This window comes from Streptomyces sp. NPDC059003 (genome assembly GCF_042740445.1).
Classification (GTDB): domain Bacteria; phylum Actinomycetota; class Actinomycetes; order Streptomycetales; family Streptomycetaceae; genus Streptomyces.
Genome location: NZ_JBHYJH010000007.1, coordinates 62615 through 89365 on the forward strand (window position 1 = coordinate 62615; position 26751 = coordinate 89365).

Genomic DNA, 26751 nt, shown 5'->3' on the forward strand with positions numbered 1-26751 from the left:
TCTGCCCCGTGCGAGCGCGCCCGAAGCCGTCATTCCAAGGTGAGCAAGAGCTTGGCGAGGCGGGCCGCGTTCGGCCCCGTGATCGCCTGGTAGTGGTCGCCGGGCAGCGTCGTGACCGTCACGGTGTCGGCGAGCTCCAGCCACTCCTCCGACTTGGGGGTCTCCTCGTCGGCCTCCACGAAGTGCAGTTCCACGTCGGCAGGCCGGGGCGCGTACGCCCTGGCCGCGCGCAGGGCGGCGTCGGTGATCCGGAAGCGGCGTTCCATCCCGGCCACGTCGCCGAAGCCGACCGCGCCGACGAGCCAGCGGAACACCTCGTCCACCGGCGCGGCCCACAGCTCGTCGGGCGGCGTCACGCGGACACCGGCCAGGCGCGCCACATCGCGTACGAAGCCACGCAGCTGGGCGTTGCGGGACAGCTCGGCGTCCCAGTCGAAGGCGTCGGGCGTCGCGGTGTCCACGGCGAGGACGGCGGTCACGTCGCCGCCCGCCCGCTGGTCCTGCGCGGCCATCTCGTACGCGAGGAGCCCGCCGAGCGACCAGCCCGCGTACACCACGGGGCCGTCCGTCCGCGCGCGCAGCTCCCGCACGTAGGCGGCCGCGGCCTCCGGCACGGACCGGCCCTCGGTGTCCGCCGACTCGAACGCGCACACCTGCCAGTCGCCGTCGAGCGCGGCGACGAGTTCCCGGTAGCACAGCGCGGCGCCGCCGACCGGGTGCGCGAGCGCCAGGACGGGGGTGCGGGAGCCCCGGCGCAGCCAGGTCATCGCCGCGCCCGGGTCCCGCGGGGGCGTGGCGTCGCGCGGCCCGGCGTCAGGGGTTCGCGTGGACCCGGCGGCCGTGGCGGCCTCCTCCGCGCGCCGCAGCCGTTCCGCGAAGCCGCCGACGGTCGGCACCTCCAGGAGCGTGGACATGGGGACGCGCACGCCGCGCGCCTGCTCCAGGCGGCTCATCACCTGCGCGGCGAGCAGCGAGTTGCCGCCGAGCCGGAAGAAGTCGTCGTCGACGGTCAGGTCCGGCGCGTCCAGGGCCGTGGCCCAGATGCCGGCGACGAGCCGTTCGTGCGGGGTCGTCGGGGGCGCGCCCGTGCGGCGGGCGTCGGCGCCGCCGTGCCGGGCGGCGCGGTCGGCGAGGGCGGCGCGGTCCACCTTGCCGTTGGCCGTGACGGGGAGCTCGTCGAGCACGACGTACGCGGCGGGCAGCATCGTCACCGGCAGCCGGCGCTCCGCGTGCGCGCGCAGGGCCGCGGTGAGGCCGGCGGCGTCCCGGTCCGGCGCGGCGGCGACGCAGGCGACGACGCGCCGGGCGGACTCCGCGCCGAGGACGACGGCCGCCGCCGCGCCGACGCCGTCGTGGTCGCCCAGCACCGCCTCGATCTCGGTGAGTTCGATGCGATGGCCGTTGATCTTCACCTGGTCGTCGTCGCGGCCGCGCAGTTCGATACGACCGTCGGGCAGCAGCCGGGCGCGGTCGCCGGTGCGGTAGAGCCGGGCGCCGTCCGGGCCGAACGGCGAGGGCACGAACCGGTCGGCGGTCAGCGCGGGCCGTCCGGTGTAGCCGCGGGCGAGGCCGGCGCCGCCCAGGCAGAGTTCGCCGACGACGCCGGGCGGCACGGGGCGCAGGGACGCGTCGAGGACGTACGCCGTGGTGTTGCGCACCGGGCGGCCGACGGGCAGCACGGCGGGCCCCGGACCCGGCGGCACGGGGTCGCTGGTGGAGTACACGGTCGTCTCGGTCGGCCCGTACAGCTGCCACAGCGCGCCGACGAGCGGCCGCAGGCGCCCGGCGAGCGCGGGCGCGAGGACGTCGCCGCCGGTCAGCGCGGTCAGCGTGGTGTCGCCGCGCCAGCCCGCGAGCAGCAGCATCTCCCACAGCGCGGGCGTGGCGAAGAAGACGTCGGGCCGTTGCTCGGCCAGGAACGCGGCGAGCGCGGCGCCGTCGCCGCGCCGGTGCGCCTCGCTGAGGACCAGTTCGGCGCCCGCGCCGAGGGGCAGCAGCAGCTCCAGTACGCCGATGTCGAAGGCCACCGTCGAGGCGCTGCCCATGCGCGTTCCGGGGCCGATGCCGAGGCGGTCGCGGGCGTCCCGCAGGCAGTTGGCGAGGGCGCGGTGGGTGATCCCGGCGCCTTTGGGGCGGCCGGTGGAGCCGGAGGTGTAGAGGACGTACGCGAGGGAGTCCGGGTCGGGATCCGGTCGGGGCGCCGGGGCGCCGGCGGGCCCGTCAGGTGTGGACGACGGTCCGTCGGGCGTCGGCGCGACGATTTCGACGCCCGGGTACGTCAGGTCCGGCCGGTCCGTGATCAGGGCCGTCGCCCGGGCGTCCTTCAGGGTGTACGCGTGCCGCTCCGGCGGGTGGGCCGGGTCCAGGGGCAGCAGTGCGCGGCCCGCCTTGGCGAGGGCGAGCAGCGTGGCGGGCAGGGCGCCGCGGTCGTCGAGCAGCACGCCGACGACCGGCTCGTCCGCGGCGGCGGCACGCGGCAGCCGGGCAGCGAGCGCGTCGCTCTCGCCGTCCAGCTCCGCGTAGGTGCGCGTCTGTTCGCCGTGTCGTACGGCGACCGCGTCCGGGGTGCGCGCGGCCCAGCGCCGGAAGGCGGGCACGATCCCGTCCGCCTCGTCGGTGCCGGGCAGGTCGGTGGCTGCGGCACGGCGTACGGCGTCGTGGTCGGCGCGGGTGAGCCAGGGGATGTCGGCGAGCGGCCGGTCGGGGTCCGCGACGGCGGCGGCGAGCAGCACGGGCAGGCGCGCGAGGGTGGCCGCGACGCTGTCGGCGGCGAGGATGTCCTCGTTGTAGCCGCACAGGATCTCGATGCCCTCGGCGTCCTTGAGGAGTTCGATGACGAAGTCGAACTGGAGGGACGTGCCCTCCAGGTCGAAGTCGGTGACGTCGAGGCCGGGGAGCACGGGCGGCGGCGCGTCGTCGGGGCGGTAGGAGAACGTCACCTGGACCAGCGGCGACGACGCCGGGTCGCGGCTGTGCTGGAGGGCGGCGACCAGGCGGGAGTACGGCATGTCCTGGTGGTCGAAGGCCCCGAGGACCGCGTCCCGTTCGGCCGCCACGGCCTGCCGGAACGTCATCCGTCCTTCGAGCGGGGCCCGCAGGACCAGCATGTTGATGAAGAAGCCGACGACGTCCTCGGTGCCGGGCTGCGCGCGGCCGCTGATCGGCGCGCCGACGAGCGCGTCGCGCTGACCCGTCCAGCGCCACAGCAGGACGCGGAACGCGGCGAGCAGCACGATGAAGTCCGACGCGCGCGCCCGCGCCGCGAAGTCCCGCACGGCGCGCTCGGTTTCCGGCGCGAGCCGGTCCCTGGCGACGCCGCCGAGGGCGCGTCGGCGCCGCGGCCGCGGCCGGTCGGTGACCAGGTCCACGTGGTGCGGCGCGCCGTCGAGGCGGTCCGTCCAGTACGCGGTGAGCTCGGCGAGCCGGTCCGGGTCGGCGTCGGCGCGCTGCTGGGCGGCGGCCTCGGCGTAGGTGACGGGCAGCGGGGCGAGGCGGGGCCCGCGGCCGGTGACGCGCGCGGTGTAGAGCTCGCCGAGGTCGGTGAGCGCGATGCCGACGGAGGCCGCGTCGATGACCAGGTGATGGGCGATCAGGACCAGAACGTGCTGGTCGTCGGCGATCCGGTACAGGCGGAACCGCACCGGTGGCCCGGTGCGCAGGTCGAAGGGGAGCAGCAGTTCGGCGCGGCCCGCCGCCCGCACCTCCGCGTCGTCGCGCGCGGCGGCGACCGCGAAGTCGCACCGCGCGTCGTCGTCCACGCGCTGGCGCGGGACACCGCCGACGGCGTCGAAGACGGTGCGCAGGGCGGGGTGGCGGCGGGCGAGGTCGGCGCAGGCGGCGCGCAGGGCGGGTACGTCGAGGGGGCCGCGGACGCGCAGCGCGGCCGGGACGTTGGTGAGCCCGGGCTGGTCGGTGAACACCTCCCGGTACCACAGGCTCTCCTGTTCGTGCGAGAGCGGCAGCCGCTCGGGCTGTGGGGTGCTCATGGGCGCGGGCTCCTCACGTCGCCGAGGGCGTCGCCGGCGGAGGCGTCGAGGAGGCTGAGGAGGTCCTTCGGCGACTCGGTCAGATACATGTGCCCGCCGTCCACTTCGGCCTTCCGCAGGGGCTGCGCCGTCACGCTCTGCCAGCGGTCCGCCTGCTCCCTGCTGACCAGGTGGTCCGAAGCGCCGATGACGGACGTCACCGGTAGGGGGAGCGGCGCCCGGCCGGGAGCGGGCCGGTAGTTCTCGTGCATGGCCACGTCGGCGCGCAGCACCGGCAGGATGAGGTCGCGCGCGCCGGGGTCGGCGAGCGCCGGATGGTCGTACCCGGCGAAGTCCCGCACCTGGCGCAGGAATTCCTCGTCGGGCAGCCCGGTGGCGCGCCGGGTGCGGGGCTCGTGCGGGGCCGGTGAGCCGCTGACGACGAGGTGCAGGGACCCGGGCGGCAGGGTTTCGGCGAGCTGCCGCGTCACCTCGTACGCGAGGACGGCGCCGAGGCTGTGCCCGAAGACGACGAACCGCGGATACCGCTCGGCGACGTCGAGGACCTCCGGGACGAGGTCGTCCACGGCCTCGCCGACGTCCGCGTACGGCTCCTCGTCGAGGCGTTCCTCGCGGCCGGGCAGCTGGACGGGCACGATCAGGAGCCGTTCGGACGCCTGCTCGCGCCAGGGGCGGAAGAAGGACGCTCCGGCGCCCGCGAACGGCAGGCAGATCACGGGGATGCGCTGCATGGTGGTCGGTGCCTTTCGTGGGTCAGGGCCTGGCGTGGGGCGGGGTGGGCGCCGGTCAGGCCGGGGTGGGGCGTTTTGCGCGGCGGATCCAGGACCGTTCGAGGTTGGTGACGAGGTCGGGGTGGTGCAGCAGGCGCGCCTGCTGCAGGGCGTACTCCGCCATGTACCGCCGGAACGTGTCCAGGGGCTCCTCGAACTCGTGGGTGATGCGCCGGTTCGCCACGACCGCGCTGCCGGCGAGGCGCTCCACGGACGCCTCGGCCGTGCGCTCCATCTCGTCGGGCTTGACGACGTGGTCGCAGAACAGGCGGGCCTCCGGCTCGTCGGTGCCGATGCGCAGGTCGCCGAGGATCAGCCGGCGGGTGAGCCGCGATCCGGCGAACCGCGGCAGGCGGAGGTTGGCGGCGCCCGGGATGATGCCCTCGGTCAGGGCGGGCAGGCTGACGAACCCGCCGGACGCGGCGATGACCTCGTCGAAGACGAGGAGCTGCTGGAGTCCGCCGCCGATGGCGAAGCCGTCGACGAGCGCGAGCCAGGGCTTGTCGCCGCGCAGGATCTTGCTGAGGTAGCCGAGTTCACGGCGCAGCATGAAGTCCACGAGGGAGATCCGGCCGTCGTACAGGTGGCTGAGGTTGACGCCCGCGTTGAACACGCGCCGCCCGGCGTGGCGCGGGTGGGTCATCTCGCCGCCGCGCAGGACGCCGACGCGCACCCGGTCGTCGAGCGCGACGAGGTCGACGGCGGTCTCCAGGGCCGCCACGGTGCCGTCGTCCTCGGCGTTGAGGTAGGGGAGGTTGCGTACGGTGACGAGGGCGGCCGGGCCGTCGCGCTCGACGTGGACCTGGCCGAGGTCGGCGCGCCCGGTGCGCAGGTAGCCGGGCAGGGCGGCCTCGGCGGCGCGGGTGGGCCGGAGCAGCGAGCGGACGAGGTGGGTGCCGACGTCGGGCAGGCGCAGGAAGCTCCAGAAGAGCAGGCCCTGTTCGATCTCGCGGCCCTCCTTGTCGGCCTGCCGCAGCGCGCGCTCGCCCCTCAGCTGTGCGCGGTCGGGGACCAGCCCGGGGTGGGCGTCGGCGGCGGCGTGGGCGAGGTCGGCCAGGGACGGGTGGGCGCGGCGCCCGTCGGTGAGGTCGTCGTAGAGGCGCTCCGCGTGGACGTGGAGGAAGGCCGCGCGGGCCGCCTGTCCGGCTTCGCGGACGGCGGCGGCCTCCTCGGCACGGCCGGGATCCCGTTCGGGTTTGCGGGGCAGCTCGGCGAGGCGTTCCTCGCCCGCGGCCACGTACGAGGTGAGCGCGGCGCTGTCCGCCCGGTAGTCGCCGGTGGCGCTGAGGACCGGGACGCTCCTGTGTCGCGTGGTCATCGAAGGGGCCCTTCGCAGGTCGGGGCGCGCCCGGTCGGCGCGCGGTACAGGCGGGTGGTCACGGTCGCGGGCGGCCGGGCCGTCACCAGGGCCACGGTGTGGCCGCGCGGTGCGGGCGGCCGGGTCAGGGCCAGGGCCGTGGCCGCAGGGCCCGGCCGGTGGCCGAGCGTGGCCCCGGCGGCCTTGAGCGTCGCTTCGTAGTGGGTCCAGGCGCGCCAGAACGCCGTGGGCCGCTCGTCGTCGGGCACGCCGTCGAGGTCGAGGTCCGGCAGGAAGCGGCGGGCGAGCCCGGTGACGTCGACGGCCTGGTCGTGCGACTCGACGTCCACGCCGAGCGGTCCGCTCCCGCAGAGGGCGATCACGGCCCAGGTACCGGTGGCCTGGGAGACGGAGAACGCGAGCGGCGCCGCCGCGTCGCCGAGCACGGGCTTGCCGTGCGCGTCGACGGTGAGGCGCACGTCCCGCGGCGGCACGTCCAGGCACCGGCCGAGCAGGGACCGGAGCGCGCCGCGCCGTCGTACGTAGGCGGCGCGGGCGTCGGGGTCGGTCATCTGCCGGGCGCGGGCGGCCTCTGCGGGGGCCAGTGCGGCTTCTTCGGGGGCCAGTGCGGCCATGTCGAGGCCCTGGGAACCCGGGTCGCGGCCCTGCCGGCCCACGTCGGCCGATGGGGGCTCCGGCTCGATCCACCACATGCGGACCTCGTCGGGCCCCGGCGCGTCGTGGCGCACGCGCTACAGCTCCGAGACCAGGTCGAGGTGTCCGGGCACGGCGGGCACGGTGTCGCCGCGGTGCTCCAGGAGCAGCAGGCCGCTTCCCTCCGAGTCCGGCTCCGACACGACCGTGAAGCCCGCGAAGCGGTAGGCGACCAGCATCGGCCGGTTGCGGGCGGTGGGCACGAACTCGCCGACGAGCCGGACGCCTTGGGCCCGGGAGCGCTCGATGAGGTGGTGCAGCAGGATGCCGCCGATCCCCCGCGACATGACGCGGCACGAGGCGAGGAGGAGCTTGAGCGTCCAGGTGTCCGGACCGTTCTCCAGGAGGACGAGGCCGATCGTGCCGTACGCGCCGAAGCGGTCGGTGAGCTCGGCCACCAGGAGGGTGTGCTCGGGCGAGGTGCGGAAGGCGTCGAGCTCGTCGTGGTCGTAGGTGTAGCCGGTGGCGTTCAACTGGTGGGTGCGGACCGTCAGTTCCTCGGCGCGGGCCAGGTCGCCGGGGCCCGCGCGGCGCACGGTCAGGCGCATGCCGAGGGTGGCGAGGAACTCCTCGGGGGCGCCGGTGAAGTCCCGCTCGGCGGCGGACCGCCGCTGCTCCGCCTGGTACATCAGCCGACGGCGCGCGCCGTCGGCGGTCACCGCAGCCGGGGCGAGGTCGGGGCGGGACAGGAGGGTCGGCCCGTCGGTGGCCTCGGCGACGCGTACGGCCGGGTGGGCGCTCTGCACCTCGGCGCGTTCGAACGGGTCGTCGTCGAGGAAGAGGAAGGTGTCAAGGCCGATGTTGAGCGCGTCGGCGATGCGGCGCACGGAACCGGACTTGGCGTGCCAGCCGATCTGCGGGGCGAGGAAGAACTCCCGCAGGCCCGCCTTCTCCAGGGCGGCGAGCGCGGCCTCCTCGTCGTTGCGGCTGGCCACGGACTGGAGGATGCCGCGTGCGTCCAGGGCGCGGACGGCCTCCGCGATGTCCTCGCGCGGCGCGATGGCGTCGCCGTCCTCCAGGAGGATGCCGTGCCACAGGGTGTTGTCCAGGTCCCAGACGACGCACTTCACCTGCGGCCGCGGGGCCGCGGCCGGCACCGGTCGCTCCCCGTCGGCGTACTCGCTGCTCATCGAAGCCTCTCCCCCGCTGCTCATGACGGCCTCTCCCCTCTCGGTCCAGGTGTTCCTGCTCTCGGTCCAGGTGTTCCCGCGGTGTCGAGCAGCCCGCTGCCGCGGCCGAAGCGGCCGATCGTCGACTCGCTGACCTCGGTGCCGCCCTCGATGATCTCCATGACTTTCGCGTCCCGGTAGTAACGGCCCACGGGGTGGTCCGGCGCGCAGCCCCGCGCGCCCAGGATCTGGACGGCGTCGCGGGCCGCGTCGGCCGCCGCGGTGGACGCGAAGTACTTGGCCTGCGTCGCGGCCATGGGCGCGTGCGGGCTGGCCGCGCCGAGCAGTTCGCCCGCGCGCAGCGCGAGGAGCCGTCCGGCCTCCGCGCTGACCGTCATGCGGGCGAGCAGTCGCTGCACCAGCTGGTGCTGGATCAGCTCGCGGGCCTGTGCGTGCGCTCCGGCCGCGTCCAGGCAGGCCTGGACGATGCCGATGCTGCCGCAGGCCACGCTGTAGCGGCCCAGGGTCAGCGCGGACGTGGTGAGGAAGGGGTGGGCGCGCCCCGGCCCGCCGACCAGGTGGTGGCCGGGGATCCGGCAGGACTCCAGGCGCAGTTCGGCGAGCATGGCGCCGCGGGTGCCGAGCATGCCGTGCAGCGGCTCGACGGTCAGGCCGGGCGCGGCGCGCTCGACGAGGAACGCGGTGGGCCCCTCGGGCAGGCGGGCGAAGACCAGGAACACATCGGCGAGTTGACCGAAGCTGATCCAGCGCTTCACTCCGGTGAGGAGGTAGGCGTCGCCGTCGCGCTCGGCGGTGGTGGCGACGGCCGCCGCGTCGCTGCCCGCGTCCGGCTCGCTCAGCGCGAACGCGCCGATCGCCCGGCCCGCGGCGAGCTCCGGCAGCCACCGGGCGCGCTGTTCGGCGCTGCCGCGCCGCAGCACGGTGTCGGCGACCATGTCGTGCACGGTGAGCAGGCTGCGCGTGGCGGAGCAGGCCCGGCCGAGCTCCTCGTGCAGCAGGCCGTACGCGACCGGGTCGAGGGCGCGTCCGCCGTGCTCGGCGGGCAGCAGGGACGCCAGGTATCCGGCGGCGGCCAGCTGGTCGATCAGGGCGCGGTCGACGCGCTCCTCGGTGTCGTGCCGGGCGGCCAGCGGCGCCACCGCGTCGTCGGCGAACGCCCTTACCTCGCGGTGGAGTCGGCGCTGTGGGTCGGTGAGGGTGAGTCGCACGCCGCGGCTCAGCTCTCCGGCGGCGCGGTCACCGCCGACGTCTTGCGGGTCACGAACGCCGTGACGGCGTCGACCGAGCTGAAGTGCGCGATCTCCAGCTCGTCGTTCTCCACGGTGATGCCGAAGCCGTCCTCGACGAACAGCACGAGCTGCGCCGCGAACAGCGAGTTGACGAGTCCCGCGGCGAAGATGTCCTCGTCGTCGGCGATGGTGCGGGCCAGCGAGGTCCGCAGGTACTCCCTGGTCCGCTCGCGGATCCGCTCCGGTGTCACGGGCACGCTCATCGTTGTCCTCTCACTGAAGTCAATGAAGTCAATGAAGTCGCTGAAGTCGCTGAAGTCGCTGAAGTCGCCGAAGGTTCGGGGGACGGGCCGGGTGGGGGGTCAGGCCGGCGTCGCGTACGTGAAGAAGCCACGGCCGCTCTTGCGGCCCAGGTGTCCGGCGTCGACCATGCGCCGCAGCAGCGGGCACGGGCGGTACTTGCTGTCGCCGAAGGAGTCGTGGAGCATCTCGATGCTGCGCAGCACGGTGTCCAGGCCGATCAGGTCGGCGGTCGCGAGCATGCCCATGCTGTGTCCGAAGCAGGACGTGAAGATCCGGTCGATCTCGGCGGGCTCGGCGACGCGCTCCTGCACGAGGAACGCGGCCTCGTTGACGGCGAGCATCAGGACCCGGTTGGAGACGAATCCCGGCGAGTCGTCGACGAGGATGCCCTCCTTGCCCATCTGCGCGAGCAGCGTCCGGGCCCGCTGGATGGTGGCGTCGGTGGTGTGCTCGCCGCGGATCATCTCGACGACGGGCTTGAGCGGTACGGGGTTCATGAAGTGCATGCCGAGTACGTCGCCGGGGCGGCCCGTGCGGCTCGCGAGCCGGGTCACGGGGATGCAGGAGGTGTTCGCGGCGACGGTGGTGCCGGGCGCGCAGATCGTGTCGATGAGCGCGTACACCTCGCTCTTGACGTCCCAGTCCTCGGTGGTGTTCTCGACGACGAAGTCGGCGGCGGCCAGGCGCTGGTAGTCGGTGGTCGGCTCGATGCGGGCGAGCACCGCCGCGTCGTCGGGGCGGTCCGCGTCGCGCGGTCCGCCGAGCAGCCTGGCCATGCGCAGGTCGCGGCGTACGCTCCGCAGCGCGGCGTCCAGGACGTCGTCGGCGGTGTCCACGAGGACGACGTGGTGGTCCGTCGCGGCCAGGCTCTGCGCGACGCCGCGCCCGATGGTCCCCGCCCCCACGACCGCCACCGTCTTGATGGTCATTTCTGAGCCTTCCCCTCCGTCTGTTCCGTCTGTTCCGGCTGGTCCTTCTGGTCCTTCCGGTCCGTCCGGTCTCCGGTTCCGAGCACGGCGGCGATGTCCGCGAGGAGCCGGCCGGGGTCCGTGTAGAGATAGAAGTGGTCGCCCGGGTAGAGCGTGATGACGACGCCGGAGGCGGCGCAGCCCTCCCAGTCGTGCAGTTCGTCGGGCGGTACGACGGTGTCGTCGGTGCCGCCGAAGGCGTACAGCGGACCGTCGAGCGGCACCGGCTCCGCGCGCTCGTGCCGCGCGCCGAGGGTCAGATCGGCGCGTACGGCGTCGAGGACCGACCGGACGTACGCGGTGTGCCTGAGAAGGCCCTCCGGCATGCCGCCGGTGGCGCGCAGCCAGTCGAGCAGGCCCGCGTCGTCGCGCTCGTGGACCGGCTCGGTCCGGGTGGTCCTGTGGGGTGCGCGGGCCGAGGAGACGAGCACGGCGCGCGGTGGCGCGATGCCGTTCCGGGCGATGCGCAGGGCGAGTTCGTACGCGAGGAGGCCGCCGAAGCTGTGCCCGAACAGCGCGTACGGCCCGTCGAACTCGTCGGCGAGCGCCGTGACGAGCGTCTCGGCCAGGGCGTCCAGGTCGTCGGGGAGCGGCTCGGTGCGGCGGGTGCCGCGGCCCGGCAGTTCGACCGGGGCCATCTCCAGGCCCGCGGGCAGGTGCGGCCGCCACACCGAGAAGGCGCCGGCCGCGCCGCCCGCCTGCGGGAAGCACAGCAGCCGCACCTTGGGCTCGTCCGGGTCGCCCGCGGCGAGCCGCCCGGTGATCCACCGAGGGGCCGTGCCGGTGGTCGTGCCGGTGGCGGTCGTACCTGTCCTGCTCGCCGTACTCGCCGTGGTCGTCGTGCGGGTAAGGCCCGTGGTGTCGCTCATGATGTCCTGCTCTCCGCGTCCGTTGCCGCCAGGTCGGTCATCGCCCGGTAGAGGGGACGGCTGATGAGCAGGCTGGTGGCGACCATGAGGAGCCCGCCGACGACGATCGGCGTGCGCAGCCCGAACCCTCCGGCGAGCGCGCCGCCGAGGAGGCCGCCGAGCGGGATCGTGCCCCACGTGACCAGTTGGTCCACGCTCATCACTCGGCCCATCAGGGCGTTGGGGATCACCTTCTGCTGCGCCGAGATCCCCACGACGTTCGACAGCATCGCGGCGAACCCGAAGGCGGCGCTAGCCGCGCCCGCGACATAGGGGTCGTGCGAGAGACCGATCCCGGTCGTGCCGACGCCGTGCAGGAGCATCGCGCCGACGACCAGCTTCGCGTCGTCGACGACCGCGCGGAGCCGGGAGATGAGCAGGCTGCACAGGACGGCGCCGACGGCCGCGGTGCTCCACAGCACGCCGTACGCCCAGCCCTCGACGTCGAGCAGCTCACCGGCAAACAGCACGAAGATGGACGTGGTCATGGCGCGCGACAGATTGGCCACGCCGAAGGCGAGGACAAGGGTGCGGACGAACTCGTTCTCCCAGACCCAGCGCAGGCCCTGGGCGGCGGAGGCCCAGATGGACTCTTTCTCCTGCGTCGCCGCCTCCGTCTGCGCGTCCCCCCGTGTCGCTGCCCCCGCCTCCGCTGCCACCCCGTCCGACGACCCGTCCGCGTCCGGCCTGAAGTCCCCCACCAGGCCCACCAGGAGCACCGCTCCGACCGCGTAGCTGACCGCGTCCACCGCGAACGGCGCGGCGAAGGCGACGGCGACCAGGAAGCCGCCGAGGGGCGGGCCGATCATCTCCTTGGCCATGATGGTGGCGCCGAACAGGCGGGCGTTCGCCAGCGGAAGGCGGTCCTTGGGGACCAGGCTCGGCAGCATGCTCGGCGACGCGGCCGAGAACAGCACCTCGCACGACGTCAGGGTGAACACGAGGACGTACAGGGCGACGATCGGCGGCGTCCCGAACGCCGCCCACACGGTGAAGCCGCCCACCACGGCGGCGCGCACGAGCTGCACGCGGACCATCACGGTCTTGCGGTTGACGCGGTCGACGAGCGCGCCGCCGATGAGCGAGAGCAGCAGCCAGGGCAGGCCCGACGCGACGACGACCCCCGCCACCAGCATGGGGTTGTCCGTGATGGACGCGGCGAGCAGCGGAAGGGCCGTCAGGCGCAGTCCGTCGCCCAGGTCGGAGATGACCGTCGCCGACCACAGCCGCTTGTAGTTCGGGCCGAGGTCGCCGAAGAACCCCGAAGAATCCCGCACGGAATTCCGCGGGATTCCCTCGTCGGCCTCGTCATGGGTCTCGGCTTCGTTATGGGTCATTTCTTCCCAACTCGCATCTGGACTCGTATCTGGCCCCTGTCGATGCGCCCGTGCGACACTGGGCACACATAACGAAAGAAGGTGCCGATGGCTGCTATTTCCGGAATCTGCACACTGCTGCCCGAGAAGCGGATCCCCGTCACCGAACTCGACGAGCTCGGCGAACTGACCGACGCGGACCGCCAGTTGATCACATCGCTCGGCGTGGCGGCAGTGCGCGACGCGGGCGAGGCGTCGGCGACGGACCTCGCGGCGCGCGCCGCGGGCCGGCTGCTCGAAACGCACCGCGGGCTGCTCCCCGAGCCGGGTGCGTTCATCCTCGTCGGCGGCCGGTTCCCGGAGCTGCTCATGGCGTCGGACGCCACCCGCGTGCAGCGCGACATCGGCCTCAAGGGCGGGATGGCGCTGGGGGTTTCGGAGCTCGGCTGCGTCTCGGTGTCGGCGGCCCTGATGGTGGCGCGTGGGCTGCTCGCCGCCGATCCGGGGCTGCCCGGCGTGCTGCTCGCGCACGGCAGCAGGCCGCCGGGACCGCGCCGCTTCCGCAGGCCGGTCACGGTCAACGGTGACGGAGCCATGGCTCTCTACCTCTCACGCGAAGGGCCGCTGAGGATTCTCGACCTGGCCCTGGAGACCAACGGCGAATACTGGGACCTGTTCCAGGTCGACTATGTGGGCCGTCCTTACGATTCCTGGCAGGAGGTGTGCGCCGACATCAGGCGATACTCCTTCTCCCTCGCCGTGGAGAGCAAGAAGCGTTTCGCGCGCCTCATCGACGAGTTGCTCGCCCGCCAGGGGAAATCCCTGGAGGACGTCGACCATTTCGTCATGCAGAACATCTCCTCGGGCGCCTTCGACTTCTACGAGCAGGCCTTCGACATCTCCATCGCCGACACCTGCCGCCGCAACCTCCGCGAGTACGGCCATCTGGGCTCGACGGACATCGCGCTGAACCTGCGGACGGGTGTGGAGGAGAAGGAGTTCCTGCCCGGCGACCTCGTCCTGGTGCTCAACAACGCGCCGGTCGCGGCGTGGAGCACGATGCTCATCGAGGTCACCGAGCCGCTGCCCGCCCCCTCCTGACAGCGGGTCAGCCCGCGGCCTCGTCCATCCGCCGCCGCAGGCTCAGCGGGCGCATGTCCGTCCACACCTCGTCGACATGGGCGAGGCATGCGTCCTTGGGCCCCGCGAAGCCGTCCTTCCGCCATCCGGCGGGGACCTCGCGGTCGGCGGGCCAGATCGAGTACTGCTCCTCGTCGTTGAGGACGACGACGTACTGAGGTCCGTCGGTGTACTCGGGTCCGTCGGTGTTGTCCGTCATGTCCCGTGTCTCCTCCGCTGGTTGTCGTATCCGTGCCGTTGCCGGGTGTCGTGTCCGTGCCGTTGCGGGATGTCGTGATCACCGCGTGTCCTCCGGTGTCGCGAGCGCCCTGCGGTCCAGCTTTCCGCTCGCGGTGAGCGGGAGGCGGCCGCGCCAGACGTAGCCGCCCGGCAGCATGTGGGCGGGCAGCCGCTCGGCGAGCAGGGCCCGCAGCTCGTCCTCGGTGTCCTGGCCCCGCTCGCCCACGAGGTGGGCCACCAGACGCTGGTCCCCGGCGCGCGCCTCCGTGACGGTGACCGCCGCGCCGCGCACCGCGGGGTGCTCGGTGAGCAGGGCTTCGATCTCGCCGGGCTCGATGCGCAGGCCCCGCAGCTTCACCTGGTCGTCGACCCGGCCCAGGTACTCGACGGCCCCGCCCTCGACGACCCGGCACCGGTCGCCCGACCGGTAGAGGCGCTCACCGGGCGGGCCGAACGGCGACGGCACGAACCGCCGCGCGGTCAGGCCCGGGCTCCGCACATAGCCGCGGGCGAGCCCGGGTCCGGCCAGATAGAGCTCGCCGGGGACGCCGAGGGGGCAGGGCCGCATCCGCTCGTCCAGGACGTACAGGCGCGCGTTGGCGATCGGCACGCCGATCGGCACGCTCGGGCAGGGGCTGTCCTTGCGGCAGTCCCAGGCGCTGACCTCGATGGACGCCTCGGTCGGCCCGTACAGGTTCAGCAGGCGCGCCGAGGTGGCCGCCACCGCCGCCGCCCGCAGGTCCTGCGGCAGCGCCTCGCCGCTGCACGCGAGGCGCCGCACGCCGCGCAGCGCGCCGGGCCCTGCCGCCGCGAGGAACTCGCGCAGCATCGACGGCACGAAGTGCACGTCCGTGACCGCGTGCCGCTCGATCACGTCCGCGATGTGGAAGGGGTCGCGGTGCCCGCCAGGCTCGGCGAGGACCAGCGTCGCCCCGAAGGCCAGCGGCGAGAAGAGCTCCGGCACGGACACGTCGAAGCTGAACGGCGTCTTCTGCAGGACGCGGTCGTCGCCGTCGAGCGGGTCGGTCTCCTGCCCCCACAGGATTCGGTTCACAACGCCTCGGTGCGGGACGACCACGCCCTTGGGCGTCCCCGTCGAGCCCGAGGTGTACATGACGTACGCGGGGTTGTCGGGGTGGGGCCCGGCGGGCAGCGGTGCGTCGTCGCCCGGCGTGGGGCCGAGGTCCGCGAGCGACACCGACAGATGCGGGACGTCCGCCATGGAGTCGGCGGGGACCGCTCCCGGGCCGTCCACGACGAGCCGCGCGCCGCTGTCCGAGACCATGAACTCCAGCCGCCGCGCCGGGTGTTCGGGGTCCAGGGGCAGATACGCGGCGCCCGCGTACAGCACGCCGAGCAGCGCCACGACGAGCTCCGCCGAGCGCTCGGCGCACACGCCGACGACGGTCTCGGGTCCGGCCCCGCGCTCGCGGAGCCGCAGCGCGAGCCGTCGCGCGTACGTGTCGAGGTCCCGGTAGCTCAGCCGCTGCTCGCCGAGGACCACGGCGGTGCGGTCCGGGACCTGGCGGGCCCGGTCCTGGACGAGCGTGGCCAGCGTGGCGTCCTGGTCGCGGTCGCGCGCCGTGTCGTTGTGGTCGTGCACCAGCGTGCGGCGTTCGGCGTCGTCCATCAGCGGCAGGTCGCCGAGCGGGGTGTCACCGGACCGCGCGGCCGCGTCGAGCAGCGTCCGCCACCGCTCCACCAGACGTTTGGCGGTACGCGGCCGGAACCGGTCGGCGTCGAACAGCACGGCACCGCGCGGCCCGTCGTCCCCCGCGCGCACCCGCCACAGCGCGTCGAGCCGCCCGTACGGGGTGTCGAGCCCACCCGCGGCGGCCACGCCGTCACCGACTTCGACGGCAACGGAGAAGCGGGGATTCCGCCAGGCCGGGCCACCGACTGACGTGGAGCCCCCGGCCGGGGCGGACGCCTGAGCGGGCAGGAGCCGTGCCGCGCCCAGCGCCGTCTCCGCCCGGTCGATCAGCTCGGCGGCGCCGATGCCGCCCCCGGTGTCGACGCGGACGGCGCGGCAGTCGTCCTCCCCGGCGTGCCGCAGGCCGACCGTCACCTCGGGCTCGCCGGTGAGCCGGGCGAGCAGCGCCGCCACGCTCGCGAGGACTCCGGCCACGGGGACGTCCGCCCGGTCGGAGGGGCGCCGCAGGAGCGCGGTCGTCCCGGGCGCGAGGCGGTAGGGCCGTACCGTCGTCGCGCCGGTCGGCTCGTCGGGGGCGGCGCGGTCCGGCAGGAGTTCGGCGCGCGGGCCGTCGGCGGGGGCGGGGGCTGGAGCCGCCTCCGGGGCCGCCGCGGCGTCCGAGGCGGCGGCCCCCGGCAGCGCGGCGAGGACGTCGTCGTCGGCACCGGTGAGCGGACCGTGCAGCGTCACCTCCGCACCCTGCTCGGCGAGTTGACGGGCCACGCCCTCCGCGAGCGCGGCGTCACCCGCGTCGTCCGCGAAGCCGATCAGGTGGTACGGTCCGTCCGGCCGTACGCCCCTCAGGGCCGCCACCGCGTCCGCGGCCGTCCCGGCGACCACCGCGTACACCGGGGCCCGCCCGACGAGGCGCCGTACGAAGTCGTGGTGGGCGAGCGGCGCGGCCTCGGCACGGGCCAGGCAGAACACGGGCGGGCCGTCGCCGCGCCCCTGGACGAGCACCACCGCCGGGACCGGCCCACCCCCAGCGACCCCGCCGCCCACCCGCGCGCCCAACTCCCGCACCGTCCGGTGGTCGAACATCACGCTCACCGGGAGCCGGACGCCGTGCCGCCTGCGGACCTCGCTGAGGATCCGCATCACCAGGAGCGAGTGGCCGCCGATGGCGAAGAAGTCCTCGTGGCGGCCGACCTCTCGGCCGAGTACGTCCGCCCAGATGTCCATCAGGGACGCTTCGACGAGGTTCGCCGGACGCCCGCCCGTCGCGCCGGACGCCTCGTCGTGCCCGCGCGGTGCGCCGTCGGCGGGCGCCCGCCACACCTCGATCCCGCCGCCGGACGCCACCCGCGCCCGCTCCCCCGTACGCCGAAGGCGCGCCCCCGGCTCCGGGCCGAAGGGATCGGGCGGGAAGTCCCGTGCCGTGTCGCCGCCGCGCTCCGCGTACCCGACGCCGACCAGCGCCCCGCCCACGTACAACTCGCCCGGCACGCCCGGCGGCAGGGGTTCGAGCGCGCCGTCCAGGACGTACCGCGTGGTGCCGGGCGCGGGCGGGCCGAGCCGCGTCCAGCCGGACGCGGAACCCTCGGCGGGCGCACCACCGCAGCGCGCCGCGTCCGCGAGGAACCCGCCGAGCGAACCGCCCGCGGACGCCGCGGCGAACGCGACATCGGGCGCGGCACCGGACACGGCGCACGCCACCGCCCGATGATCGAGCACAAGCCGCCCACCCGCGGTCTCCACCACGACGGCAGGACCCGTCGGCTCCACCACGACGGCAGGCCCCGTCGGCTCCACCTCGGCGGCGGCCACACCCCCCGTACCCCGCGACCGCGCACCCGCCCCCAGCGCAAGCACCTCCCCGGGCCACGGCAGCGCCGCCGGTGCCCCCTCCCCCGCGACCAGCAGCACCGCGCCACCCCGCTCCAGCGCCACCGCCTGCTCCGCGTACGACGCGGCAAGCTCGCACGGCGCGTACACCGCGCCCACGGACAGGACGGCGAGCAGCGCGACGACGGCGTCCCGGCCACCGGCGAGCCCGGCGACCGTGTCCCCCGGGCGCACCCCCGCAGCGCGCAGCGCGGCCGCCACCCGCCCCACCTCGTCGCGCGGGACCCCGGCGAACAGCTCCGGCACGACCGTCCGCGGCGCGCCCACCGCGGCGGACCCCGCGAGCAGCTCACGCCGCAGGGCGCCGCCCACCACCGGAATTCCGGAGAGCCGCCGCCCGGGGTCCGCCGCGACCGCTTCGAGGAGCGTCAGGAAGCAGTCGGCGAGCCGGGCGATCTCCTCCTCGTCGAAGAGGTCCACGCTGTATTCGAGCACCGCGGGCAGCTCGGCCCTGCCGTCGTACTCCCACACGGCCACGAGCAGATCCCACTTGGCGATGCCGGGCGGCAGGCCCGCGAACATCTCCTCGCGGTCCGGGTGGTACTCCAGGCCGGGGCCGATGTCACGGGCGTTCTCCGGCAGGTTCTGGTGGACGTAGGCGATCTGGAACAGCGGGTGGCGGGAGCGGTCGCGCGGGACCTTCAGGTCCTCCACGAGCATCGCGAACGGCAGCTCGTCGTGGTCGAGGGCGCCGATCACCGTCTCCCGGACCCGGGCCAGGGCCTCCAGGAACGTGGGGTCGCCGCCGAGGTCGGTGCGCAGCGGCACGGCGTTGTTGAAGTAGCCGATGAGCTCGAGGACGTCGGGGCTGCCGCGCCCGGCCGTGGTGGTGCCGACGACGATGTCGTCCCGGCCGCTGTAGCGGGCGAGCAGGGTCTTGAGCGACGTGAGCATCGTCGTGAACAGCGTGCAGCGGGCGGTCGAGCTGAGCGAGCGGAGGCGGGCCATCAGCGCGGCCGGAATCGTGAAGTAGTGGTGCGCGCCCCGGCCCGAGGGCTGTGCGGGGCGCGGCTTGCCGCCGGGCAGTTCGGTGGGTACGGAGCCCGCGAGCTGTCCGCGCCAGTAGCGCAGGAGTTCGCCGCGCCGCGCGCCGCTGAGCCGGTCGCGCTGCCACAGGGCGAAGTCCAGGTAGCTCGCGGGGAGTTCGGGCAGGTCGGGGGTGCGGCCGAGGAGCGCGGCGGTGTACAGCTCCCACAGGTCGCGGTCCAGGACGGCCGGGGTCCAGCCGTCGTACACCGAGTGGTGGGCGACGAGGAGCAGGATGTGGTCGTCGGGGGCGAGCCGCACGAGGAGCTTGCGGAACAGCGGGCCGTTCGCCAGGTCCATCGGCTCGACGGCCCGCGCGCGCAGGCGCCGGGTGGCCTCCGCGAACCGCTCGTCCGGATCGGCAAGACGCGTCAGGTCGACGACGTCGAGGTCGTCCTCGCTGACGGGCCGCAGCGCGATGCGCGGCTCACCCGCCACGTCCACGTAGTGCGTGCGCAGCACCTGGTGGCGCCGTTCCAGGGCGGCGAGCGCGGTCCGGATCGCCCGCTCGTCGAGGGTGCCGCGCAGGTGCAGGTCGACGGGGACGTTGTAGAGCGGCAGGCCCGGCATGAGCTGGTCGAGGAACCACAGGGACTCCTGGCCGTGGCTCGGCAGATACGGCTCCTGGCGGGCGGCGCGCGGGATCCCGCCGTCGGAGGGCACGGGACGTGCGGCGCCGGCGTGGGCCGCCGCGGCGAGCGCGGCCACGGTGTTGTGCTCGTACAGGGCCGTCAGCGGCAGCCGCACGCCGAAGCGTTCGTTGATGCGGCTGAGGACGGCGAGGCCGAGGACGGAGTTGCCGCCGAGCTCGAAGTAGTCGGCGTCGCTGTCGATGCCGGGGATCTTCAGGACGGACTCCCAGATCGCGGCCACCTCGCGCTCGGCGTCGCGCCGGGTGGTGCCGGGGGCGGCCGCCGGTTCCGCCGTGCCGTCGGCCTCCGGTGCGGGACGGGCGGCGGCCCGCACCTGCGGCCAGCAGCGGGTCCGCGCGAACGGGTACGTGGGCAGCTCCACGCGGCGCCGCGGCACGCCCTCGTACCAGGCCTCCCAGTCGACGGCGGCCCCGGCCTCGTACAGCGCCGCCGCGTTCCGTACGACGGCGTCGGCGTCGTGGGCCGTCCACGGGTGGTGGCCTTCGCCCTGGAAGGCGGCGCCCGCGTCGCCGAGTACGCAGAACCGGGTGGGTTCCTCGCCGGTGAGCCGGGCGATGACGGCACGGGCCTTGCCGTCGGTGCCGGACGGGTCGGCGGGCGGGGTCGCGGCGGCCTCCGCGAGGGCTTCGGCGGGCGGGAGTTCGCCGCGCACGGCCCGGGCGAGGGAGCGGCCGCGGCCCACGCCGAGCACCGGTCCGGCCGCGAGGCCGAGGGAGCGCAGGAGCACGGCGGTGGCGTAGGCGTGCCGGAAGGCGGCCGGAGCGTCGCCGCCGCACTCCTCCCAGGCCCTTTGGTACGCCGGGTACGTGTCCCCGAGCGAAGGGGCGCCCTGGACCGCGTCACCGGGGTCGCCGATGACCAGGGCGACGCGGTGGGGCGGGGTCGCGGTCGCCGCGCGCGTGCCCGCGGCCAGCCCGTCGCGCGCCCGCCGCAGGCCGTCGTCGAGGGCATCGGCGTCCGGTACGGGGAAGGCGACGCGGTAGGCGTGGTCGGCGCGGCCCGAGTTCAGCACGAACAGGGCGTCCGGCAGCGGCAGTTCACCGGCGTGCACCTTCGGCGAGAGGTCGGCGAGCGCCGACAGGCGGCGGGCGAGGGCGGCGGGCGACTTCGCGGAGACGGTGGCCAGATCGGGCCGGGCGGCAGCGACCGACACAACAGACGCCGCGCGTGGCGGCTGCGTGCGTGGCGGCTCCTCCACCACGACGTGGACATTGGTGCCGGTGAGGCTGAACGAGCTCACCCCTGCCAGCATCGTGGCCCCGTCCGGGCCCCGCCACTCGCGCGCGGCGGTGTTGACGTACAACGGCTCGCCGTGAGCGGCCAGTTGCGGGTTCGGCTGTTCGAAGTGCAGCGACGGGTAGAGCGTACGGAAGCGGACGCTCAGGATCGCCTTGATGAGCCCGGCGATGCCCGCGGCGTGGTCGAGGTGGCCGAGGTTGGTCTTCACCGAGCCGAGGGCGCAGGCGTGCCGTGGCGCGCCCGCGGCGCTCAGCACCCGCTGTGCCGCCTCCAGTTCGATCATGTCGCCGAGCCGGGTGCCCGAGCCGTGGCCCTCCAGGACGCTCATCCGGCGCGGGTCGAGCCCGGCGGAGCGCCAGGCGTCCCCGATGACCTCGGCCTGCGCGGCGGGTCCGGGTGCCGAAAGGCCCGTGGAGCGGCCGCCGTTGTGGTTGACGCCGATGCCGCGGATGACGGCGTGGACGGTGTCGCCGTCGGCGAGCGCCCGGTCGAGGAGCTTGAGGACGAGCAGGCCGCCGCCCTCACCCTGGCAGGTGCCCGCGGCCGCCGCGTCGAAGGCACGGCAGCGCCCGCCCGCGGCCATGACCTCCGGGAACGCCTCGGCCTCGCGCTGTTCGAGGGGCACGATGTGCAGGCTCAGGCCCCCGGCGACGGCCACGCCCACCGAGCCGTGCGCCAGCTCGCGGCACGCGTAGTGCAGCGCGACGAGCGAGCTGGAGCAGCCGGTGTCGAGCCCCGCGACCGGCCCGCCGAAGCCGAGCGTGTGCGCGATCCGCCCGGCGAGCGCCGGTGAGGCCGTGCCGAGCATGGTGAGCAGGTCGTCCTCGCCGACGAGCCGGGCGTACTCGGGGCGCGGGGCGCTGAGGAAGAGGCCGCAGCGGCGCGCGCGGAGTTCGGCGAGGCCGTATCCGGCGTTCTCGACGGCCGCCCACGCCAGCTGCAGGGTGAGGCGCTGGTGCGGGTCCATCGCCTCGGCCTCGGCGGGCGTGATGCCGAAGAACTCGCGGTCGAACTCGTCGATGCCCGTCAGGGTCGCCATCTGCGGATAGCGGCCGTCCGGGTCGAGCCCGGCGAGCGCGAGGCGTCCCGCAGGGACCGGGCCGACGCCGTCGTGGCCCTTGCGCAGCAGCTCGTGGAGTTCCTCGACGGTGTCGGCGTCGGGGAGGCGTACGGCCATGCCGATGACGGCGACGGGCGCGAAGGGCGCGGCCGGGGACGCGCTGGGGGACGCGGCCTGCGGGGAGGACATCGCGGTGGGGCTCCTTCCGTACGGGGTGGGGGCGGCGGGGCCGTGCGCGTCAGAGGTCCAGGCTCGGCTCCGCCTCCGTGCCCGTGGGTGCGCGGCGCTCGATCTCGGCCGCGATGTCGGCGATCGTCGTGTGCTCGAAGAGGTCGACCAGGGACAGGTCGGCTGCCGGGAACAGCTGGTGGATCCGGTCGAAGAGGGCGGCGAGCAGCAGGGAGTTGCCGCCGACGTCGAAGAACCGGACGTCGCGCGCGACGCCGGGCACGCCGAGGACCTCGTGCCAGATGTCCCGGACGACGCCCTCGGTGGAGGTGGGCCCGACCGTGCCGGCGCCCGCGTCGCCCTCCGGCTCCCCGTACCGCGGCGCCGGCAGGCGCGCGCGGTCGACCTTGCCGTTCACGGTGAGCGGCATCGTGTCGAGGCGCACGAAGGCGGCCGGGACCATGTACTCGGGCAGCGCGCCGCGCAGCAGGGCCCGCAGGTCGTCGTCGGACGCCGAAGGACCGTCGTCGGGGACGAGGTGGGCGACGAGCGCGCGGCCGCCGGGCGCGTCGTCCCGCACGGTCACGGCGGCCTCGCGCACACCTGGATGGCTGGTCAGGACGGTCTCGACCTCGCCGGTCTCGATGCGGTAGCCGCGGACCTTGACCTGGCCGTCGATGCGTCCGACGAACTCGATGCCGCCGTCCGGCAGCCGCCGCACGAGGTCGCCGGTGCGGTAGAGGCGCCCGCCGTGCGGCCCGAACGGGTCGGGCACGAAGTGCTCGGCGGTCAGGGCGGGCCTGCCGTGGTAGCCGCGGGCGAGCCCGTCGCCGCCGAGCCACAGCTCGCCGGGCGCGCCGACGGGCACCAGGCGGAACGACTCGTCCATGACGTAGGCGCGGGTGTTGGCGATGGGCGTGCCGATGGGGACGGTGGCGCGCGCCGGGTCGACGGCGGTGAGCTGTCGCGCGGTCGCGAACAGGGTGCACTCGGTGGGGCCGTAGACGTGCACGAACCGGTCCCCGTCCAGGTACGGCAGGAGCCGGTGCGCGTGGCGCGGGGACAGCACGTCGCCGCCGACGAGCAGCTGCCGCACGCCGCTGAGCTCGTCCGGGAACTCGTCGGCCGCGACGTGCAGCTGCGGCGAGATCAGCAGCAGCGTCGTGACCGGGTAGCGCTTGAGCGCGTCCCGCAGCACGTCGGGGAACGGCAGGTCGGGCTGCGGCAGCGCGACCGCGCCGCCGTTCAGGAGCGGACCCCACACTTCGAGCAGCGAGGCGTCGAACGACAGCGGCGACAGCTGCAGATGCACTTCGCCGGGGCCGAGTTCGGCGTAGTCGGCGCCCTTCACCAGGCGGGCAAGGGCGCGGTGGGAGACGCCGATGCCCTTGGGCACGCCGGTGGAGCCCGAGGTGTAGATGATGTACGCGAGGTTCTCGGCGTCGCCCGTCGGCAGGGGCTCGGCCGGCTCCGCGTCCGGGGTCTCCGGCTCGTCCGCGTCGACGCGCACCACGGGCACCGCCACGTCCGCGAACCGCTCGGCGAGGTGCGCGGCGGTCAGGACGACGCGCGCGCCCGCGTCCCGTACGCAGAACACGAGCCGGTCGGCCGGGTGCGAGCGCGTGAGGGGCAGATAGGCGCCCTGGGCCTTGAGGGTGGCGAGCACGGCGACGAGCAGGTCCACGGACCGTTCGAGGCAGATGCCGACGGGGGTCTCCGGGCCGACGCCGAGGGCGCGCAGGCGGCGGGCGAGCCGGTCGGCGCGCTCGTCGAGCGCACGGTAGGTGAGCGTGCCGTCGGCGGTGAGGACCGCGGGCGCGTCGGGTGCGGCGCGGACCTGCTCCGCGAAGAGCTCGGCGGTCGTGGCGCGGCGCGGGAAGTCCCGTGCGGTGTCGTTCCACAGGGTGAGGTGGCGCCGCCGCTCGTCCGGCGGGACCGGGTCGAGGGCCGAGAGGCGGGTGCCGGGCTCCCGGGCCGCGGCCTTCAGGAGGTGGACGTACTGCTCGGCGAGCGCGGCCATGACGGGCGGGTCGAACAGGTCCGCGTCGTACTCAAGGAATCCGGAGAGCCCCACGCCCTCGCCGCCCGCCTCGCCCTCGTCGAACAGGACCAGGGCCACGTCGAACTTGGAGATGCCCAGGTGCAGGTCGACGTGGGTGAGCCGGGCGCCGTCGAGGGCGACGCCGTCCGTGGGGCGCTCCTCCAGCGAGAACACCGTCTGGAACAGCGGGTTGCGGCTCAGGTCGCGCTCGGGCGCCAGCTCCTCGACGAGCCGCGAGAACGGCAGCTCGACGCGGTCCACGGCGTCGAGGACCTGCGCCCGCACCCGCGCCACCAGGTCGCGGAACGCCGGGTCGTCGCCGGAGTCGACGCGGAAGACCGCGTGGTTCACGAACAGGCCGATGACGCCTTCGAGTTGCGGCAGCGCGCGATTGCCGAACGGCACGCCGACACAGAGGTCGTCGCGGCGCGCGTACCGCACGAGGAGCGCGTGGTACGCGGCGTACACGACGGAGAACAGCGTGGTGTGCTCGGCGCGCGCGAACTCCCGCAGCGCGGCCGTCACGTCGGCGGGCACGGTGAAGCGGTGCTCCAGGCCCCGGTGGCCCTGCACGGCGGGCCGCGCGCGGTCCGTGGGCAGTTCGAGCACCCCGGCGTCCGCGAGCCGGTCGCGCCAGTACGCGGCGAGCTCCGCCTGTACGCCGCCGTCGAGCCGCTGCCGCTGCCAGTCCGCGAAGTCCGCGTACTGCAACGGCAGTTCGGGCAGGCCGGCGTCCCGCCCCGCCGCCGCGGCGTCGTAGAGCGCGGCGAACTCCCGCCACAGCACCCCCTCCGACCAGCCGTCGAACACCATGTGGTGCACGACCACCAGGACCAGGTGCTCGTGCGCGCCGGACCGCAGGATCCGCACCCGCACCAGTGGCCCGCGCAGCACGTCGAACGGCACCCCGGCCAGCTCCTCGGCCCGCGCGACCAGGTCGTCCGACGCCGTGTCGAGCACCTCGAAGTCGAGCGTGACCGGGTCGCCGGGGCCGAGGTCCTCGACGAGCTGGGTGAGCTCGCCGTCGCGCCAGGAGAAGGAGGTGCGCAGGGTCTCGTGGCGGCGCACGAGCTCCTCGAACGCCCGCCGGGCCACGCCCGGGTCGAAGGGGCCTTCGACGCGTACGGCGGGGTGCATGGTGTACGTGGCGGACGGCTCCCCGAGCTGTTCGATCAGCCACAGGCCGCGCTGGGCGGCGGAGGCGGGGAGCTCGATGAACTGCCGTTCGTGCGGGGTCATTTCACTCCTCCAGAAGATCCGGCGGACCCGGCAGACCCGGCAGACCCGGCGGACCCGGGCGGCTCGGGCGCGGGCAGGTCGAGCGCGGCGCGGCGGCGCCGGGCGATGCGGGTGGGTGCGGCCGGGACGCCTCCGGTCGCGGGCCGGGCGGTGAGACGCGCGGCGAGCGCGTGGGCGGTGCGGGTCTCGAAGACGTCGCGCACGACGACCGTGCCGAGGCCGCGGGCCTGGATGCCGGACGCGATCCGGACGGCGAGCAGGGACGTGCCGCCGAGCCGGAAGAAGTCCTCGCGGCCGGTCAGGGGCGCGCCGAAGGCGTCCGACCAGATCTCGGTCAGGGTGGCGGCGAGGGCCGGGTCGGCGGGCGTGCCGTCATCGGCCGCCGGGGCCCTCGCCTCCGACACATCCAAGGCGGCCGCCGAGACGGACACCGACGGCGCGCTCGCCGCCGTGCCGCGCTGCCAGGCGCCCGCCGTCGGCGCGGGCGTGCGCGACAGCGGCAGGTCGGGCCGGTCCGCCACGACGCCGAGGAGCCGGGCGAAGTCGGCGGCCAGCGCGGCGCCCGTGTCGTGGTCGAACAGGTCGGCGTCCAGGCACACGAACACCTCAAGGGTGTCGCCGTCGTCGTGGACCTCGGCGCTGACGTCCATGAAGGAGGTGCCGACGGGCAGCCGCACGCGCTCCGCGCGCAGCCCGGTGAGCTCGGGGACCGGTTCGCGGACCGCCATGGTGAACATCGCCTGGAACAGCGGGTTGCGGCCCAGGTCCCGCGCGGGCGCCAGCTCCTCCACGAGCCGGGAGAAGGGCAGTTCGGCGTGGTCGACGGCGTCGAGGAACTCGCCGCGCACCCGCCCGACGAGGTCGCGGAACGACGGGTCGTCGTCGGCGCGCGGACGCAGCACCACCGTGTTGAGGAAGAGGCCGACGACGCCCTCGCTGCCGGGCAGGGTGCGATGGCTGAGCGGGACGCCCACGCAGACGTCGCCCTGGCGGGCGTACCGCACGAGCAGCGCGTGGTACGCGGCGTACACGACGCAGAACGGGGTCGTGCGCTCCTTGCGCGCCAACGTCCGTAGCGCACCCGCCAGTTCGCCGGGCACGGTGAAGCGGTGCTCGTGGCCGCGGTGCCGCTGCACGGGGAGCCTGGCCCGGTCGGCGGGCAGGTCGAGGACCGGGGCGCCGTCGAGCCGGGCACGCCAGTACGCGACCAGCTCGTGGGGCACGCCGTCGGCGAGCCGTGCGCGCTGCCGCTCGGCGAAGTCGGCGTACCGCGGCGGAGGTGCGTCGAGCCCGGCGTCGCGCCCGGCGGCCCCGGCGTCGTACAGCGCGCCGAACTCGCGCCACAGCAGCGCCTCCGACCAGCCGTCGAACACCATGTGGTGCACGGCGAGAAGGAGCAGGTGCTCGCGCTCACCGGCCCGCAGGACCCGCACCCGCACCAGCGGCCCCTGCCGCACGTCGAACGGCTCCGCGGCCAGCTCGCGCGCCCGCGCCACCAGGCCGTCCCGCGGCACGTCGGTCACCGCGAAGTCCAGGGCGGCTTCGGGGTCGTCGGTGACGATCCGCACCGGGTGGCCGTCGGGGCCCTCCGGGAAGCGGCTGCGCAGCGCGTCGTGGCGGGCGACGATCCGGGTGAGGGCGGCGCGGGCCGCCGCGAGGTCCAGCGGGCCGTGCAGGAGCAGCGCGGACTCGATGGTGTAGACGGACGTGGCGAGCCCGCTCCGCTCGATGATCCACATCCACTCCTCCTGCGGGGAGGGGCGTTGGAGACCGGACATCGTGTGTGCTCCCCAGGTGGTCGACGGGT

Annotated in this window: 15 protein-coding genes; 1 reads left to right on the forward strand and 14 read right to left on the reverse strand. The window is 74.9% G+C overall.

The window, feature by feature from the left end; all coding sequences use genetic code 11:
• Positions 1-29: 29 nt before the first annotated feature.
• The 10 genes from ACFWZ5_RS06075 to ACFWZ5_RS06120 form a co-directional block, all read right to left on the reverse strand.
• The gene (locus tag ACFWZ5_RS06075; protein WP_384788852.1) at positions 30-3986 is read right to left on the reverse strand and encodes an amino acid adenylation domain-containing protein; all 3957 of its coding nucleotides are present in this window, start codon (positions 3984-3986) and stop codon (positions 30-32) included.
• Entirely contained in the window at positions 3983-4717 is a 735-nt protein-coding gene (locus tag ACFWZ5_RS06080) for a thioesterase II family protein (RefSeq protein WP_384788855.1), read from the reverse strand. Before ACFWZ5_RS06080 ends, ACFWZ5_RS06075 begins: the two co-directional genes overlap by 4 nt.
• A gap of 55 nt (positions 4718-4772) precedes the next feature.
• Entirely contained in the window at positions 4773-6074 is a 1302-nt protein-coding gene (locus tag ACFWZ5_RS06085) for an enoyl-CoA hydratase/isomerase family protein (RefSeq protein ID WP_384788858.1), read from the reverse strand.
• A complete protein-coding gene (locus tag ACFWZ5_RS06090) occupies positions 6071-6802 on the reverse strand; it encodes a 4'-phosphopantetheinyl transferase family protein (RefSeq protein ID WP_384788860.1) in 732 nt (243 codons plus the stop codon). Before ACFWZ5_RS06090 ends, ACFWZ5_RS06085 begins: the two co-directional genes overlap by 4 nt.
• A 3-nt stretch (positions 6803-6805) precedes the next feature.
• Positions 6806-7897 carry an HAD-IIIC family phosphatase gene (locus ACFWZ5_RS06095; protein WP_384788862.1) on the reverse strand — a complete coding sequence of 364 codons (1092 nt, stop codon included), beginning with the start codon at positions 7895-7897 and terminating at the stop codon, positions 6806-6808.
• A gap of 20 nt (positions 7898-7917) precedes the next feature.
• On the reverse strand, positions 7918-9105 hold the full coding sequence (locus tag ACFWZ5_RS06100; protein ID WP_384788864.1) for an acyl-CoA dehydrogenase family protein: 1188 nt from the start codon (positions 9103-9105) through the stop codon (positions 7918-7920).
• An 8-nt stretch (positions 9106-9113) separates the two neighbouring features.
• Positions 9114-9389 (reverse strand): phosphopantetheine-binding protein, encoded by a 276-nt coding sequence (locus ACFWZ5_RS06105; RefSeq protein ID WP_384788867.1) that lies wholly within the window; start codon positions 9387-9389, stop codon positions 9114-9116.
• A gap of 99 nt (positions 9390-9488) precedes the next feature.
• On the reverse strand, positions 9489-10358 hold the full coding sequence (locus ACFWZ5_RS06110; protein ID WP_384788870.1) for a 3-hydroxyacyl-CoA dehydrogenase family protein: 870 nt from the start codon (positions 10356-10358) through the stop codon (positions 9489-9491).
• On the reverse strand, positions 10355-11266 hold the full coding sequence (locus ACFWZ5_RS06115) for a thioesterase II family protein (RefSeq protein WP_384788872.1): 912 nt from the start codon (positions 11264-11266) through the stop codon (positions 10355-10357). Before ACFWZ5_RS06115 ends, ACFWZ5_RS06110 begins: the two co-directional genes overlap by 4 nt.
• A complete protein-coding gene (locus ACFWZ5_RS06120) occupies positions 11263-12642 on the reverse strand; it encodes an MFS transporter (RefSeq protein WP_384788875.1) in 1380 nt (459 codons plus the stop codon). Before ACFWZ5_RS06120 ends, ACFWZ5_RS06115 begins: the two co-directional genes overlap by 4 nt.
• Before the next feature lie 87 nt (positions 12643-12729).
• Here ACFWZ5_RS06120 and ACFWZ5_RS06125 point away from each other — a divergent pair, with 87 nt between their 5' ends.
• Positions 12730-13722 carry a 3-oxoacyl-[acyl-carrier-protein] synthase III C-terminal domain-containing protein gene (locus tag ACFWZ5_RS06125; RefSeq protein ID WP_384788878.1) on the forward strand — a complete coding sequence of 331 codons (993 nt, stop codon included), beginning with the start codon at positions 12730-12732 and terminating at the stop codon, positions 13720-13722.
• A gap of 7 nt (positions 13723-13729) precedes the next feature.
• Here ACFWZ5_RS06125 and ACFWZ5_RS06130 read toward each other — a convergent pair whose 3' ends face one another.
• From ACFWZ5_RS06130 to ACFWZ5_RS06145, 4 genes are all read right to left on the reverse strand, one after another.
• Complete coding sequence (locus ACFWZ5_RS06130; protein ID WP_384788881.1) at positions 13730-13960, reverse strand: MbtH family protein; 231 nt, start codon at positions 13958-13960, stop codon at positions 13730-13732.
• A 78-nt stretch (positions 13961-14038) separates the two neighbouring features.
• Positions 14039-21685, reverse strand: a complete 7647-nt coding sequence (locus ACFWZ5_RS06135; RefSeq protein ID WP_384788884.1) for an amino acid adenylation domain-containing protein — start codon at positions 21683-21685, stop codon at positions 14039-14041.
• Positions 21686-21734: 49 nt separating this feature from the next.
• Positions 21735-24944: an amino acid adenylation domain-containing protein gene (locus tag ACFWZ5_RS06140; RefSeq protein WP_384788887.1), complete on the reverse strand. Its 3210-nt coding sequence runs from the start codon at positions 24942-24944 to the stop codon at positions 21735-21737.
• The gene (locus ACFWZ5_RS06145; RefSeq protein WP_384788890.1) at positions 24941-26722 is read right to left on the reverse strand and encodes a condensation domain-containing protein; all 1782 of its coding nucleotides are present in this window, start codon (positions 26720-26722) and stop codon (positions 24941-24943) included. The genes ACFWZ5_RS06140 and ACFWZ5_RS06145 overlap by 4 nt, the downstream gene beginning before the upstream one ends.
• Positions 26723-26751: the final 29 nt, after the last annotated feature.

Bases quoted from the DNA above. Each gene is read 5' to 3' on its own strand.
- ACFWZ5_RS06075 (WP_384788852.1), bottom strand. From the start codon at position 3,986: ATGAGCACCCCACAGCCCGAGCGGCTGCCGCTCTCGCACGAACAGGAG.
- ACFWZ5_RS06080 (WP_384788855.1), bottom strand. From the start codon at position 4,717: ATGCAGCGCATCCCCGTGATCTGCCTGCCGTTCGCGGGCGCCGGAGCG.
- ACFWZ5_RS06085 (WP_384788858.1), bottom strand. From the start codon at position 6,074: ATGACCACGCGACACAGGAGCGTCCCGGTCCTCAGCGCCACCGGCGAC.
- ACFWZ5_RS06095 (WP_384788862.1), bottom strand. From the start codon at position 7,897: ATGAGCAGCGAGTACGCCGACGGGGAGCGACCGGTGCCGGCCGCGGCC.
- ACFWZ5_RS06105 (WP_384788867.1), bottom strand. From the start codon at position 9,389: ATGAGCGTGCCCGTGACACCGGAGCGGATCCGCGAGCGGACCAGGGAG.
- ACFWZ5_RS06110 (WP_384788870.1), bottom strand. From the start codon at position 10,358: ATGACCATCAAGACGGTGGCGGTCGTGGGGGCGGGGACCATCGGGCGC.
- ACFWZ5_RS06115 (WP_384788872.1), bottom strand. From the start codon at position 11,266: ATGAGCGACACCACGGGCCTTACCCGCACGACGACCACGGCGAGTACG.
- ACFWZ5_RS06120 (WP_384788875.1), bottom strand. From the start codon at position 12,642: ATGACCCATAACGAAGCCGAGACCCATGACGAGGCCGACGAGGGAATC.
- ACFWZ5_RS06125 (WP_384788878.1), top strand. From the start codon at position 12,730: ATGGCTGCTATTTCCGGAATCTGCACACTGCTGCCCGAGAAGCGGATC.
- ACFWZ5_RS06130 (WP_384788881.1), bottom strand. From the start codon at position 13,960: ATGACGGACAACACCGACGGACCCGAGTACACCGACGGACCTCAGTAC.
- ACFWZ5_RS06135 (WP_384788884.1), bottom strand. From the start codon at position 21,685: ATGTCCTCCCCGCAGGCCGCGTCCCCCAGCGCGTCCCCGGCCGCGCCC.
- ACFWZ5_RS06140 (WP_384788887.1), bottom strand. From the start codon at position 24,944: ATGACCCCGCACGAACGGCAGTTCATCGAGCTCCCCGCCTCCGCCGCC.
- ACFWZ5_RS06145 (WP_384788890.1), bottom strand. From the start codon at position 26,722: ATGTCCGGTCTCCAACGCCCCTCCCCGCAGGAGGAGTGGATGTGGATC.